This window comes from Amycolatopsis saalfeldensis (assembly GCF_900110575.1).
GTDB lineage: Bacteria > Actinomycetota > Actinomycetes > Mycobacteriales > Pseudonocardiaceae > Amycolatopsis > Amycolatopsis saalfeldensis.
In genome coordinates this window covers 1-14,265 of the sequence record NZ_FOEF01000004.1, presented here as the reverse complement: position 1 = coordinate 14,265, position 14,265 = coordinate 1, and the positions used below count along the sequence as shown (strand labels likewise).

Annotated in this window: 13 protein-coding genes and 1 pseudogene; 2 read left to right on the top strand and 12 right to left on the bottom strand. The window is 71.0% G+C overall.

What is annotated here, in order from left to right; translation table 11 throughout:
- The 9 genes from BMY97_RS10825 to BMY97_RS10785 all read right to left on the bottom strand — a co-directional run bounded on the left by BMY97_RS10825 (position 1) and on the right by BMY97_RS10785 (position 9,427).
- Positions 1-1,476, bottom strand: a complete 1,476-nt coding sequence (locus BMY97_RS10825) for an aldehyde dehydrogenase family protein (RefSeq protein WP_091616387.1) — start codon at positions 1,474-1,476, stop codon at positions 1-3.
- Between the two features lie 12 nt (positions 1,477-1,488).
- Complete coding sequence (locus BMY97_RS10820; RefSeq protein ID WP_091616384.1) at positions 1,489-2,487, bottom strand: quinone oxidoreductase family protein; 999 nt, start codon at positions 2,485-2,487, stop codon at positions 1,489-1,491.
- Entirely contained in the window at positions 2,478-3,089 is a 612-nt protein-coding gene (locus BMY97_RS10815) for a nuclear transport factor 2 family protein (protein WP_091616381.1), read from the bottom strand. The genes BMY97_RS10820 and BMY97_RS10815 overlap by 10 nt, the downstream gene beginning before the upstream one ends.
- Before the next feature lie 18 nt (positions 3,090-3,107).
- Positions 3,108-4,178, bottom strand: a complete 1,071-nt coding sequence (locus tag BMY97_RS10810) for an MBL fold metallo-hydrolase (protein ID WP_091616378.1) — start codon at positions 4,176-4,178, stop codon at positions 3,108-3,110.
- A gap of 36 nt (positions 4,179-4,214) precedes the next feature.
- Entirely contained in the window at positions 4,215-5,327 is a 1,113-nt protein-coding gene (locus BMY97_RS10805; protein ID WP_245787262.1) for an NAD(P)-dependent alcohol dehydrogenase, read from the bottom strand.
- A 215-nt stretch (positions 5,328-5,542) separates the two neighbouring features.
- The gene (locus tag BMY97_RS10800) at positions 5,543-6,334 is read right to left on the bottom strand and encodes an HpcH/HpaI aldolase/citrate lyase family protein (protein WP_091616376.1); all 792 of its coding nucleotides are present in this window, start codon (positions 6,332-6,334) and stop codon (positions 5,543-5,545) included.
- Positions 6,331-7,134 (bottom strand): HTD2 family dehydratase, encoded by an 804-nt coding sequence (locus BMY97_RS10795; protein WP_091616373.1) that lies wholly within the window; start codon positions 7,132-7,134, stop codon positions 6,331-6,333. Before BMY97_RS10795 ends, BMY97_RS10800 begins: the two co-directional genes overlap by 4 nt.
- Complete coding sequence (locus tag BMY97_RS10790; protein WP_091616371.1) at positions 7,131-8,267, bottom strand: CaiB/BaiF CoA transferase family protein; 1,137 nt, start codon at positions 8,265-8,267, stop codon at positions 7,131-7,133. Before BMY97_RS10790 ends, BMY97_RS10795 begins: the two co-directional genes overlap by 4 nt.
- Entirely contained in the window at positions 8,267-9,427 is a 1,161-nt protein-coding gene (locus BMY97_RS10785) for an acyl-CoA dehydrogenase family protein (RefSeq protein ID WP_091616368.1), read from the bottom strand. The genes BMY97_RS10790 and BMY97_RS10785 overlap by 1 nt, the downstream gene beginning before the upstream one ends.
- A gap of 95 nt (positions 9,428-9,522) precedes the next feature.
- Between BMY97_RS10785 and BMY97_RS10780 the strand changes: the two genes are divergently transcribed.
- On the top strand, positions 9,523-10,458 hold the full coding sequence (locus BMY97_RS10780; protein WP_091616364.1) for a LysR family transcriptional regulator: 936 nt from the start codon (positions 9,523-9,525) through the stop codon (positions 10,456-10,458).
- 25 nt (positions 10,459-10,483) lie between these two features.
- Entirely contained in the window at positions 10,484-11,623 is a 1,140-nt protein-coding gene (locus BMY97_RS49090) for a glycosyltransferase (RefSeq protein ID WP_091616362.1), read from the top strand.
- Between the two features lie 656 nt (positions 11,624-12,279).
- Here BMY97_RS49090 and BMY97_RS10770 read toward each other — a convergent pair.
- The 3 genes and pseudogenes from BMY97_RS10770 to BMY97_RS10760 all read right to left on the bottom strand — a co-directional run.
- Positions 12,280-13,104: a MarR family winged helix-turn-helix transcriptional regulator gene (locus BMY97_RS10770; RefSeq protein ID WP_177231277.1), complete on the bottom strand. Its 825-nt coding sequence runs from the start codon at positions 13,102-13,104 to the stop codon at positions 12,280-12,282.
- Positions 13,105-13,275: 171 nt separating this feature from the next.
- Entirely contained in the window at positions 13,276-13,914 is a 639-nt protein-coding gene (locus tag BMY97_RS10765; protein ID WP_218156760.1) for a hemerythrin domain-containing protein, read from the bottom strand.
- Positions 13,911-14,265: pseudogene (locus BMY97_RS10760) on the bottom strand (SDR family NAD(P)-dependent oxidoreductase); the annotation flags it as partial. The gene BMY97_RS10765 and the pseudogene BMY97_RS10760, both read right to left, overlap by 4 nt.

Genomic DNA, 14,265 nt, shown 5'->3' with positions numbered 1-14,265 from the left:
TTACTGCCCGACCGAACCCGGCCGCAGCGCGATGTGCTTGTACTCGGTGAAATCCTCCAGCGACGCCAGCCCGTTCAACCGGCCCTGGCCACTTTCCTTGTAGCCGCCTTCCTCGAACTCGTCGAAGGTGACGCCCCAGTGGTTGACCCACACCGTGCCGGCTTCGAGTTCCTTGGCCACGCGCAGCGGCTGGTCCACGTCCCGGGTCCAGATGCTCGCCGCGAGGCCGTACTTGCTGTTGTTGGCGAGCGCGACGGCCTCGGCCTCGGTGTCGAAGGCCTGCATCGTCAGCACCGGCCCGAACACCTCCTCCTGGACGATGGCCGCCGCGGGGTCGTCCACCTCCAGCAGCGTGGGCCGGTAGAACGCGCCCGCGGCGAGCGCGCCTTCGGTGATCGGGCCACCGCGCACCACCGCGCGGGCGCCGGCCGCGATCGCGGCCTCGACCATCGCGTCGACCCGGGCCACGTTCGGCTTGTCGATCATCGGGCCCATGTCGCTGGCCTCGTCCGACGCCGGGCCCGGACGCACGGCCGAGAGCCGCTTTTCCAGCCCGGCCCGGACCTCGCCGGCGACGGAGCGGTGCACCAGCAACCGCGTGCCGGCCATGCAGAACTGGCCCGCGAACGTGGTCAGTGCCTTCTCCAGCACGGGCAGCGCGCCGGCCAGGTCCGCCGACTCGAACACGATCATCGGCGTCTTCCCGCCGAGTTCGAGCCCGAACCGCTTCAGGTGCGCCGCACCCGTCGCGGAGATGGCCTTGCCGGTGGCCGTGCTGCCGGTGAAGCTGATCGCCGGCACGTCGGGCGAGTCGATCAACGCCGAGGCCGCGTCGCGGTCACTCGTGAACATGTTGAGCACGCCCGGCGGCAGCCCCTCGGTCTGGGTGAGCACCTCGATGAACAGCCGGTTGACCTGCGCGGTCTGCTCGGGGAGCTTCACCACCGCGGTGCAGCCGGCGGCCAGCGCCGGCGCCAGCGACCGGACGGTGAGGACCACCGGCGAGTTCCACGGCGTGATCACCCCCGCGACGCCGAGCGGCTCGCGCAGCACCACGGAAAGGTTACCCGGCCGCACTTCGGCGGCCCGGCCGAAGTCGCTGAGCGCCAAGGCCGCGTTGAACCGCAGCTTGCCCGGCACCAGGTCGATTTCGAGCGCGGCCTCCGCCTTGACCTTCCCGTTGTCCAGTGACAGCAGGGAGATCAGCTCGTCGCGGCGTTCTTCGATCCGGTCGGCCATGGCGTTCAGGACCTTGGCGCGCAACCGGCGGTCGGTCCGCCAGGCGGTGGCCCGGAACGCGTGTTTCGCCGCGGCGATGGCCCGTTCCACGTCCGCCCGGGTCGCCCGCGCGAACGTGCCGATCGGCTCACCTGTCGCGGGATCGACGCTCTCGTCGTGGTCCGGCGAATCCGCCCAGCGCCCGTCGATCCAATTCAGGGCGACCGTCCCGCCGCCGTTGGTAGCAGACAACTTCATGTTCCTCCGTTCCTAGGGCAGGAGTACGACCTTGGAACCCGCGGCGCCCGCCAGCACGGCTTGGTACGCCGCCCCGGCTTCGTCGAGCGGGTAGGTGGTGACGCGAGGCGCGCGCAGGGCGCCCGATTCGAACCCCCGCCGCAGGACGTCGAGGACTTCGGCGGCCCCGGCCAGCGTGAGTTCGAGGGTGTTGACGCCGAAGACGGTGCGCTCGTTGCGGTAGAGCTCCAGCACGTTCAGCTCCGCCACCGGATCGCCCAGGCTCGCGATCACCGCCGACCGGCCGCCGTGGCGGAGCGTGTCGAGCACTGAGCCGAAGAGCGCTCCGCCGACGGTGTCCAGCGCGACGTCCACTCCCGCGCCGTCGGTCGCGACCCGCACGGCGGTCACGAGGTCGACCTTGGAGCTGTCGATCGCCAGGTCGACCGCGAGGTCTTCGGCCAGCCGGAGGTCGGCGCCGATCACTCGGGCCCCACGCCAGTGCGCGATGTCGGCCGCCGCGCGGCCCACCGCCCCCGAAGCCCCGGTGATCAGCACGGTCTCCCCGGCCTGGACGTCCGCCCGCCGGGCCAGACTCAGGAACGCGGCCGAGTGGCTCACTCCGACCGCCGCCGCCTCGGCGAACGACAGGTTCTCCGGCTTGCGCCGCACAGTGGCCGCGGGCACGACGACGTACTCGGCCTGAGTCCCCGGCCGGCTGACGCCCAGCCCGCCGCTGCTGCCCCAGACCTCCAGGCCGAGCAACGACTCCGGGCCGGCCACGACGATCCCGGCGTAGTCGCGGCCCGCGGTCCGCGGCGGCTCGACCGCCGGGCCGTTCGCCACCCGCACCTTCCCGGCCAGGTTCGCGACGTCGACCGGGTTCACCGCCGCCGCCCGCACCTGCACCAGGACTTCGCCGGCGCCCGGTGCCGGACGCGGTACCTCCTCGACCACGAGGTCGTCCGGCGCCCCGTGCTTCACTATCCGGGCCGCCCGCATCAGCGGGCCGCCCTCCCAGTTCAGGACCATTCCTTCAGCCCTTCACTCGCCTTGCCGGACAACCAGTCCCGGCCGAGTGCGTACAGCGCCTCGGTACGCGGACCGGTGGTGCCGGGCATGTCCTTCTTCACCCGGTAGCCGATCCGGGTCTGGAGATAGGCCAGGTGCCGGTAGGCCGAAGGGAACTCGGCCAGCAGTCCGGAGTCGAGCCGGACGACGGCGCCGGGCTCGACCGGGTCGATCCGGTCCCGCTCGTAGATCGGCTGGCGCAGCACCAGGCTCCACCGGCCGTCCCGCTTCACCAGGAAGTCGAAGAACCGGCCGGTGCACACGACGTCGCTGACCACACCGTCCACTTCGGCCCGTTGCGCGATGGTCATCTTGGTCTGCGCGGTGGCCCGGTCGCCGGCCACGTCGATGGTCGAGCCGCCGTGGGAGTGCAGGATGCTCACCCCCTTTTCCCAGCCCTGCCGGGAAACCTCGATGAACTCGTCGCCGGTGCCCTGGAACCAGGTCGCCATCACCCGGCCCGCCGGATGCCAGACGGTGCGGAACCGTTCCCAGTCACCCGCGTCGCGCCACAGGATCCAGTTGTCGACGAGCGTGCGGATCTCTTCCTGATCCGATGTCATGAGCGCGTCTCCTCGCGATCAGATGAAGAACTTGTCCGAGGAAGGCGTGCCGTCCCGCAGGAGGTAGCCATTGTGCGTGCGCTCCAGCCGGGTCTTCTCGAGGATCGAGAAGGCGTTGTGCTTGGTGAGCACATCGGCGCCGTTCAGCCGCTCTTCCCAGCGCAGGCCGTTGGACGTCTTGCGGTCCAGCGTCTTCTTGGTCACGTAGTTCACCAGCGCCGCGAAGTAGTTCTCCTCCACCGCGCGGAACGCGGCCCGGTACGGCCCGTCCATGCCCGCGTGGAAGTACTCCATCGGGATGGTTTCCAGTGCCTCGCGGGAGAACCGGACGAGGTCGTCGAGGTACTCGATGCCTTCTTCCACGTCCTCGCGGTTGCCGATCCGCGACACGTGCCCGGAGACGACGGTGTCGAAGTCGTACTCCAGGATCTGGTGGTGCGCCTGCTCCCAGGCCGCGAGGTTCTCCGAGGAGTCGCAGTCGCGGAAGGTCACCCACGCCGGGCTGGCGATGTCGATGGCCGCCAGCACCTTCTGCTTCGGCAGGTAGGTGAAGATGTTGCCCTCGGTGTGGTTCTGCCCCTTGTACGACAGCTCGACCTTGACCCCGTTCACGTCCAATGTGGCGTCGGTGGCGAAGGTCTCGGTCGGCAACGGCCGGTACTCGTCGGGGAACCGGGCCAGCAGGTCGCGTGTGCGCTCGTGCGCGACGATCTTGACGCCCGGCCCGAAGATGGTGGCCGCGCCGATGTGGTCGGCGTGCCAGTGGCTGTAGATCAGGTGCGTGACCGGCTCGTCGGTGACGTCCTCGATCGCCGACAGCAGCCGCTCGCCGATCGCCGGCGGCGCGTCCAGCACGATCACGCCGCGGCCGGTGACCACGAACATGCAGTCGTACCAGCCGACCGAAACCCAGTACACGCCGTCGCGGATTTCCTCGACGTGGTAACCCTTTTCGAGCCGGTCGGGCAGGAAGAGGCTCCCGTGGGACTCCTCCGGCGGCGGCGCGAAGTCGGTGAGCTTGATGAAGGGTGCGCCCTTCGGGCCGAGGTCGTCCACCAGCCATTCCGGCTTGCGGTCGGGGTTGTTCATCGTTTTCCTCCTGGTGGTCGGGTCAGTGTCGGATCGTCACTCGCCCATGACGAGGACGGGCTTGATGACGTCGCCGCGGGCGGCGTCCTCGAACGCCTGGTTGATCTCGGCGAAGTCGTAGGCGCGCACCAGCCGGTCGAACGGGAACCGGCCCGAGCGGTACAGCTCGGCCAGCGCCGGGATGAAGGTCTGCGGCCGGGAGTCGCCCTGCGCGATACCGCGCACCGTCCGGCCGCCGTTGAGCAGGCTGTTCATGTCGATCGGCGCCTTGGTCCCGGCGGGCGCCCCGCCGATCAGCGCGGCGACGCCCATCGGGGCGAGCACCTCGACCGCGAGGGCCAGCATGGCGGGCAGCGCGGTGATCTCGAGGACGTAGCCGAAACCCCCGGGGCGGATCTTCCGCAGGCGCTCGCCGGTGTTCTCCTTCTTGCCGTTGATCAGGTGGGTCGCGCCCAGCTCCTCGGCGAGCGCCAGCCGCGCGTCGTTCACGTCGACGGCGGCGATCGTCGTGGCACCGACGGCCTTCGCCGCCATCACCGCGGCCAGGCCGACCGCGCCGGTCCCGAACACCGCGATCGACTCGCCCGCACCGACGTGCAGCGAGTTGATCACCGCGCCGGCCCCGGTCTGCATTCCGCAGCCCAGCGGCCCGGCCAGGGTGAGCGGCAGGTCGTCCGGGAGCCGCACGGTGTTGCGCTCGTTGGCGATCGCGTACCGCGCGAACGAGGACTGGCCGAAGAAATGCCCGTGCACGCCGCTTCCGGCATAGGCGTTGCTGCCGTCAAGACGAGCGGCGCCGAACGAGAGCCCGAAGCCGTGTTCGCAGTTGGCCGGCGCGCCCGCCCGGCAGGACCGGCAATGGCCGCACGAGGGGAACGTCAGCCCGACGTGGTCGCCGGGCACGACATCGCGCACCGCGGCACCGACCGACTCGACGATCCCGGCGCCCTCGTGCCCCAGGATCACCGGCAGCGGGACCGGGTACTCCTGGTTCCGGCTGTGCGCGTCGGTCTGGCAGACACCTGTCGCCACGACGCGGACCACCACCTCGTCAGGCCGCGGGCCCGATACACCGACCGTCCGGATGCGGAACGGCCCGCCTTTTTCCTCGACGACAGCGGCTTCGAATTCCAACTCCGGGGAGACCACCGGTTCGTCACCTTCTTCCAGTCACCGGATCAACGACCGGATTTCACCGGTCCAGACCTCGGCGACTGTACCCACAACCCGGAGAAATCGGCACACGGCAACATAATCACTGTCAATTACTGCGATTGACGATGCCAACAACAAGCGCGGACAGGCTCGTTGTCACGCGCTTGTTCGCTCAATCATGAGCAATTCAGATAACTCTGATGAAAAGATCAGTGCGTGGCGACTCGGGCGAGGATCCGTTCGGCGCGTAACAGCACCGGCCGGTCGATCATCTGTCCATTGAGGACCGCAACCGATCCGTCTGCGGAAGCGGCCAGGACGTCACGCGCCCACCGCACGTCGGCGTCGGACGGGGTGCAGCCGCGGTTCACGTGGGCGACCTGACGTGGGTGGATGCACAGCTTTCCGGTGAATCCCAATGTGATGGCGGCCTCGACGTCCGCCGTCAGGGCGCCTTCGTCGTCGAGCGCGGTTGTCACGCCGTCGATCGGGCCCGGTCGGCCCGTGGCCGCGGCGGCCAGGACCACCGCGGACCGCGCGTGCCGGAGCGCCTCCTGCGAGCGGTGGTCCACGCCCAGTTCCGCGGCGAGGTCCACGCTGCCGAAAGCGGGGCGGATCACCGACGGCGCACCACACAGGGCCACGCTCCGGACGATGCCCAGCGCCGTTTCGAGCAGCGGGATGACTGCGGCGCCGGACAGCTCCCCGAGCACCTCGGGATCCTCGGCTTTGGGCACCATGACCGCGGTGGCCAGCGCACTGGCCACCGCGGCGTCTTCGCCGAACCACGGCGTGCCCGCGGCGTTGATCCGCACGACCGCCTCGTGGCCGGCCTCCAGCCAGTCACGCACGTTTTCCCTGGCCACGGCCTTGAGCTGGGCGCCGACGGCGTCTTCCAGATCCAGCACGACCACGTCGGCGCCGGCGGCTTCGGCCTTGGCGAACCGGTCCGGCCGGTGGCCCGGGACGAACAGGAACGACCGTGCCGCCGCTACGTTCACGTTGCCTCGCTCCTCAGTGTCCCGATGGCGGTCCGGCGGCCGTGACGGTCCCGCACCGCCGTCGTGACCGACTCCGGCCCCACTTTCGCCGACACGATCATCCCCTGCTGGTCGAACAACGGCGCGACGAGGCGGTAGTCGAACACCAGGTCGCCCGCGCAGCCGCGGGCACGGGCCGCCTCGGCCATCGCGATCGCCTGCAGCGGGCCGTGGGTGAGCAAACCCGGGTAACCCTCGACGTCCCGCGCGTAATCACGGTCGAAGTGGATGCGGTGGGCGTTGTAGGTCAAGGCGGAGAACCGGAACAACAGGGTCGGCGTGACCTCGATCGGCCATTCGCCTGTCTCCGGCGGAATCACCGGGCCGGCCGCCGGCGTGGTCACCGAGCCGCCCGCGGGGCGGTACACGATGTCCTGCTCTTCGTCGACGACAATGCGCCCGGACTGCCGGATCCGGTGCCCCACCGTGACGAAGGTCAGCGGCCCCGACCGGCCCTGCTTGTCCTGAGTGGACAACACCGCCGAGCGCCGGGTGGCGGATTCACCGCAGCGCAGGACGCCCCGGGTACGCACGCGCCCGCCCGCCCACATCCGGCGGCGCCCCGGCCCGGGCGGCTCCAGCACGGTGTTACGCACCGGATGGCCGTCCGGCCCGAGGTCGGCCTGCGCGGGCCGGTCGAGCAGGTAGAGCCAGTGCCAGAGCAGCGGAAGGCCCTCGTCGAGGCCGGGGACGGGCACGTCCAGCAGTGCTCCCAGCGCGCGGGCGGGCTCCGGCTGGATCAGTTCGGTGTGCTCGATCATGCCGGTTCTCCCTTTGCCCCCAGGAACTCCGCCCGGACCGCCTCGGTGTGCGCGCCCAGCGCGGGGACGGCTCCCATCACCGGCTCCCAGCCGACGACCGGCGGGAGCAAGGCGTCGACGGCACCTCCGGGGATGTCGACGCGGCGCCACCGCTGCCGCGCCGCCAGCTGGGGATGCCGGGTGAACTCCGCGGGCGTGCGCAGCCGGGCGTTGGCGATCCCGCCCTGTTCCAGCAGCTCGACCACGTGCGCGGTGTCGAGCCTCTCGAACTCCGTCTCGATGATCGACGTGAGTTCTTCGACGTGCTCGACGCGATCGTCATTGGTGCGAAACCGATCCGCCAATTCCGGTTTCCCCAGGATATCCCGGCACAACACCGTCCATTCGCGATCGTTCTGGACGCCGAGGAACACCGAGCCGTCTCGTGTCCGATGTGGACCGTACGGGGCGATCGACGGATGCCGCGCGCCGGTTCGCCGCGGCCCCTCGCCGCCGTCACGGGAGAAGTAGGCCGGCTGGCTCATCCACTCCCCCAGCGCGTCGATCATCGCCACGTGCAGGCTCGCGCCCTGCCCGGTGCGCTCGCGGTCGTACAACGCGGTGAGAATCCCGCTGTAGGCATACATCCCCGCAGCGATGTCCGCAATGGACACTCCCGCCTTCGCCGGGGCGTCCGGCGTGCCAGTGGACGAAACCAGGCCGGTCTCGCATTGCACGAGCAGGTCGTACGCCTTCTTCGACCGGTACGGCCCGGTCGTGCCGTAACCCGAGATCGAGCAGTGCACCAGCTCCGGCCGCGCCGCCCGCAAGGTCTCGGCGTCCAATCCGAGCCGTTCGACGGCGCCGGGCGCGAGGTTCTGGACGACCACGTCCGCGCGGTCCAGCAGCGCGTCGAGCAAGACCCGGTCGTGCTTGATGTCGAGTTCGACGCTCTCCTTGCCCCGGTTGAGCCACACGAAGTAGCTCGACTGGCCGTGCACGGTCCGGTCGTAGCCCCGGGCGAAGTCGCCGGCGCCGGGGCGTTCGACCTTGATCACCCTGGCGCCGAGGTCGGCCAGCTGCCGGGTCGCGAAGGGCGCGGCGACGGCCTGTTCGAGGGCGACGACCGTGATGCCGTCCAGCGGGTGGTGCATCACCGTGCTCGCAGGCTGTGCCGCTTGACCAGCTGCCGCGCGATCACGGTGCGCTGGATCTCGTTGGTGCCCTCGCCCACGATCATCAGCGGCGCGTCCCGGAAGTACCGCTCGACGTCGAATTCCGTCGAGTAGCCGTAGCCGCCGTGGATGCGCATGGCGTTCAACGCGACCTCCATCGCGGTCTCGGACGCGAACAGCTTCGCCATCCCGGCCTCCATGTCCGCGCGCTCGCCCGAGTCGTAACGGCGGGCGGCGTAGTGCACGAGCTGCCGGGCGGCCTCCAGTTTCGTGGCCATGTCGGCGAGGTAGTTGCCGATCGACTGGTGCAACCAGATCGGCTTGCCGAAAGTCTCGCGTTCCTGCGCGTACCGCAGCGAATCCTCCAGCGCGGCCCGGCCGACGCCGAGTGCCCGGCCGGCCACCTGGATCCGGCCGATCTCCAGTCCGCGCATCATCTGCGCGAAGCCTTCGCCCTCCGCGCCGCCCAGCAGCGCGGACGCCGGCACTCGGAAGCCGTCGAACGCCAGCTCGCAGCTTTCGACGCCCTTGTAGCCGAGCTTCGGCAGGTCCCGCGACACGTGGAAGCCCGGGCCCGGTTCGGCCAGCAGGATGCTGATGCCCCGATGGGCCGGCTGCGCACCGGCGTCCGTCTTGCACAGCAAGGCGATCAGCCCGGAACGGCGGGCGTTGGTGATCCAGGTCTTCGACCCGTTCACCACGTACTCGCCGCCGTCGCGCCGGGCGGTCGTGCGCAGTGCCTGCAGGTCCGAACCGCCGCCGGGTTCGGTCAATGCCATCGTCGCGCGGAGCTCGCCGGTCGCCATCCGCGGCAGGTAGGCGTCCTGCTGTTCCCGCGTGCCGAAGGCGACCAGCAGCTTCGACACGACCGTGTGGCCGCCCATCGCGCCGGCCAGGCTCATCCAGCCCCGCGCGAGTTCCTCGGTGACCGCCGCGTAACACTGCGCCGAAACCTGGGCCTGGCCCCACGGCTCCGGAATCGCCAGGCCGAACACGCCCATCGCCTTCATCCGGTCGATCAGCTGCTCCGGGTAGGTGTTCGCATGGTCCAGCTCCTGCGCGACCGGCCGGACCTCCTTGTCGACGAACTCGCCCACCAGCGCGACGATCTCGGTCTCCTCCTGGGTCAATCCGTGCATTACGACGCTCCCTTCCCGAGCTATCATGAACCGGAATGACCTCGCGAGGGAAATAGCAATCCGTGATTCCCCCATGCGCGGGCGGGATGGGACCGATGGACCTCAAGCAGCTCAAGGCACTGGTGACGGTCGTCGAGACCGGCAGCGTGACCCGGGCCGCCGAGCTGCTGCACCTGGTCCAGCCGGCGGTGACCCGGCAGATCCGCGCGCTCGAACACGAACTCGGGGTGCCGCTGTTCGACCGGACGCACCAGGGGATGCGGCCGACGAAGGCCGGCGCGGCACTGGCCGACCGGGCCCGGCGGGCGCTGACCGAACTCGACCGGGCCCGCGCCGAGCTGACCCCGGCAGCCGGGGCGGTCACCGGGATCGTCACCGTCGGGCTGCTCGAAAGCGCGGCGGAACTGCTGGCGGAGCCACTGGCCCGCACGGTGCTGCGCGACCATTCCGGCATCGAGCTGCGGATCCAGACGGCCTACTCCGGCCACCTGCAGCAGTGGCTCGACGACGGCGACCTCGACCTGAGCTTGCTGTACAACCTGACGGGATCGCCTTCGCTGAACGCGACGCCACTCGTCCGCGAACAACTCTGGGCGGTCGCCCCGGCCTCCTTCGGCCTCGATCCGAAGGAACCGGTGCGGTTCGCCGAAGTCGCCGCGCACCCGATCATCATGCCGTCGCCGGGGCACGGCTTGCACGCGTTGATCACCGGCGCCGCGCGGCGGGCCGGCGCCGAGCTCGACACCGCGATCCAGACCAACTCGATGAGCCTGCAGAAGCAGCTCGTGCGCAGCGGCCAGGGCTGGACCATCCTGCCCGCGGTCGGCATCGCGGGGGATCTCGACGGCCAGGCCCTCAGCGCGGCACCGTTGTGCGCGCCGGAAGTCCGGCGTTCGATCGCGCTGGGCACCCCGAGGTCGGGCCGCGTGCCGGCCGCGGTCGAGCTCGTCGGCCGGGTGCTGGTCGACCATATCCGCGCGGCCGTCCAGAATGGACGGTGGCCATCCGCTGTGCTGCAAGACGAACAGTGACGCCGGAGTCCCCTAGGGTCGAGGCATGCGTGTTCTCTTCACCGGAATACCCGTCTACGGGCACTTGCTGCCGATGTTGCCACTCGCGGTGGCCGCCCGCGCCGCCGGCGACGAAGTAGCCGTCACTACCGCGGATTCGATGGCGGCCGCCGTCGGGGACCTCGATTTCTTCCCGGCCGGGGCGACCAGTGCGCAGCTGCGCGCCGAGCACGAGCGGCGCTCCGGAGAGCCGGGCCGGAGCTCGCTGTCCGACGTCGGCTGGCTGGTCGGATTGCTCGGCGGCACGCGCGTCGACCTGTCCTACGACGCGGTGCTCGCCGTGGCGAAGGAGTTCCGGCCGGACCTCATCGTCGCGGACTTCGTCGACGTGGTCGCCCCGCTGGTCGCCGTGGCGGTGGGCGTGCCATGGGCCGGGCACAACGTCACGACGTCGATGCCCCCGGAGTTCACCCGGGCCTGGCTGGACGAACTGGCCGCCCGGGCCGGGGCGCTGGGGCTGGTGCCGGCTCCCCGGGTGGCCTGCCTGGAACCGTTGCCACCGGAGCTGCGGGTGGGCAGCGGCGTGGCGGCCGAGGACGAAATCGCGGTGCGCCCGCAGCCCTACCGGCCACCCGGTGGCGAGCCGGTCGCCCGCGGCTCCGGCGGCCGGACCCGGGTGCTGCTCACCCTCGGCACGGAGGCGGACCCGGCCGTCCACCTGAACCGCCTGTTGGCCGGACTGTCCGAAGTGGACGCCGAAGTCCTGGTCACGACCGACGCCGTGCCGGCCCCCGCGCACATCCGTTTCGTCGGCTTCACCCCACTGGCCGACCTGCTCGAAGAAGTCGACGCGGTCATCACCGCGGGCGGCGCGGGCACCGTCGCCGGCACGCTCGCCCGCGGCCTGCCGATGGTCATCCTGCCCATGGTCTACGACCAGTCGCTGGTCGCCGAATGCGCCGCCGCGACCGGTGCCGCGCTCGTCGTACCGCCAGAGGACGCCGCGGCCGAACTCGGCAAGGCCCTCCGCGCCGTGCTCGACGACCCGGCCTACCGCTCCGCCGCACGCGAAGTCGCGGCCCGGATCGCCGAGCTGCCTTCGCCGGACGCCGCCTGGAAGGAGTTACGGCGCCGGGTAACCGGCTGGGCTGGGTCCGGACTGCACCGCGCCGGTGGGCTTGCGTGACGACCTGCTCACCTCGGTCGCCGAGTTGGAGGTCGCGGGCCTCGGTGGCCGAGATGGAGGGTGCCCGCTCGGTCGCCGCGCCCGAAGTCGCCGCCCGGTCACCGAGCTGGTAGATCCCCCACCCCCGATCACCTAGCCGGAGGGCGTCCACCCCGATCACCACACCGGAGACCTCCCGCCCGGCCACCGAACCGGAGACCTCCCACCCGCGTCACCGAGTTGGAGGCCACCCACCTCGGCGACCGAGCAGGAAGTGGTCCGCTCGGTCACCGGCCCGAAGGCCACCCGCCGCGGTCACCGAGCCTAAGACCACGCGCCCTGGTCGCCGAGTTGGAGGCCACCCACCTCGGCGACCGACCAGGAAGTGGTCCACTCGGTCACCGCGCCGAAGGCCACCCGCCCCGGTCGCCGAACCGGCGATCGCTCGCACCGGTGACCGGGCAGGAGGCCGTCCACCGCTATCGCCGAAACGGAGACCGCGCACCCGGTCACCAAACAGGAGGCCACCCGCTGTCGCCGAGGAGGAGGCCGCCCGCCTCGGTGGCCGAGCAGGAAGTGGTCCGCTCGGTCGCCCAACCGGATATCGCCCGCCCCGCTCACCAAAACCGAAGAGCGCCCCGTGGCAGAACCGGAGGCCGTCGCTCCGAGGTGGGCGCTTAGTTGCCAGCGGTGTCCACCGCGGTGCAGATCGGTTCGAGGGCTGTGATCAGCTCGTCGAGTTCGGCTGGGGTTAGCACGTCGTAGGCGGGTGCTGCCAGGTCGTCGGTGAGGGACTCGATTTGGGTTCTGGTCTTGCGGCCGGTGTCGGTGAAGCCGCCGGCGGTGGTGACGAGGCCGCGGTCACGCAGGCCGTCGATGACGGCGGCCAGCTGGGGCCGGGGCAGGTGGTGGATGCGGCCGAACTCCTCCGGCCGCATGCCCAGGGTGAGCGCGAGCAGGACGTGCGCCTCGGTGCCGGCGATGCCGTGGGCGGCCAGGGCGATGTTGTGACCGTCCCCGCGGTGCTCGCGCAGCAGGGTCGCCGCGTGCCAGAGGCGGGCCACCGGCTCTTCGGGCACGTCCAGTGTGCGGAGCCCGGCGTACAGCGCCCGGCCCTCGGTCGGCGCGCTGACCGCGGCCCGGGTGGCGAGGTCGGCGGCCCGGGCCAGGCCGGGTGAGCCGGCGAGGTCGCCGATCATCTGCCGCAGGGCGGCGGCGCTGCCCCGCTCGCGCACGGCGATCGCCTCCGCCGGGGTGATCTTTCCCCAGACCCACGGGATGTGGCGCGCCACCTCGCCGTCGGCGAAGTTGTAGAAGACCGCGTGCACCACCTCGGCCGGGGCCAGCCCGAGCGGCGCGGCGCGGCCCGCGAAGTACCCGTCCCAGTAGTTCCGCATGCCGAGGGCCAGGAACCCCTCGTTCGGGATCTCGGAGAAGGTGATGGTGCCGATCGACTCGGTGAACTCGGACATCCGGTGGATCTTCGCCTGGGGGTGCGACATCGGTCGGCCTCCTGTGGTCGTGGCCGCGCCCTCGTGGACGGCCTCTCACCTTGGCTACGAACGACGCGGCCCGGATCCGACAACCCCGGCCGATTTTCGCCCGGCGGCTTCAGGGTGCCACCCGCGCCCGGCCATCGCCCGAAGAACGGCCCGGGCGATGGCGGGCGGGGGTCAACCGCGGATCGTGGTGGTTTCGCGGGCGAACTGGCGACGGCCGATCAGCTTGTAGGCCAACCGGGCCGGCGCCGGGACGACCTGCAGGAACCGCTGCCGTTCCGCGTCGTCGGCTTCCTCGGTGATGTGGCCGAGGATCACCAGCCGCCGGGTGAGGGGAATCGCGCTCATGCCGTGCTTGCCGAGCGCGTCCCATTCCTTCTGGGTCAGCGTGGCCGAGACGATCGGGAGCAGCTCCTGCTCCTCCTCGGCCAGGTGCTCGATCAGGACCGGCATCGCCGCGTCGACGAGGGCCGCCATCCGCTCGCCGGCGGCGGCGTCCGCGCTCGCGGTCCACGCCGGCAGCTCCGCGCCGACCGCCGTGACGGCATCGTTGATCTGCTCGTGCTGCGCGTCCATCCGGCTCATCAGCTCCGGGTCGAGCTCGGCGCGCTCGCGCAGCAGCGGAAAGAGCAGCTCGTCCTCGCCGGTGTGGTGCGTGTGGAGGAACTGCAGCATCTCCCGCGCGTGCGCGCCGACGACCTTGGCTCGCGCCCGGTCACCGGCGGCGGCGCGGAACAGTCGCGGGAGCCGGCCGAACTCACGCCGGATGACGCGGTGGATCAGCACCATTTCATGGGTGTCGACGTGGTTCATCGGGGCTCCGCGGCGTTCCGGATGGCGTCGTGTGCTGTGGTCGCCGGCCGGCCGAGGAGTTTCGCCAGGTCCTCGCTGGCGGTGAACAACTCCCCGCGGGCCAGCCCGGCATCGGCATCAGCCACCGCCGCAGCCATCTCCGGCGGCACCCCCGCACCCGTCAACGTCGCCGTGTACTCGGCGACCGACACATCCCGGTAGACGATCGGGGTCCCCAGGACCTCGCTGAACGTCGCCGCCAGCTCGGTCAGCGTGAACGGTGCCCCACCGAGCTCATAGGTCGCCCCCAGGTGCCCCTCCTGCGTCAGCACCGCCACCGCCGCCGCGGCCAGATCCGCCCGCCCGGCCCCG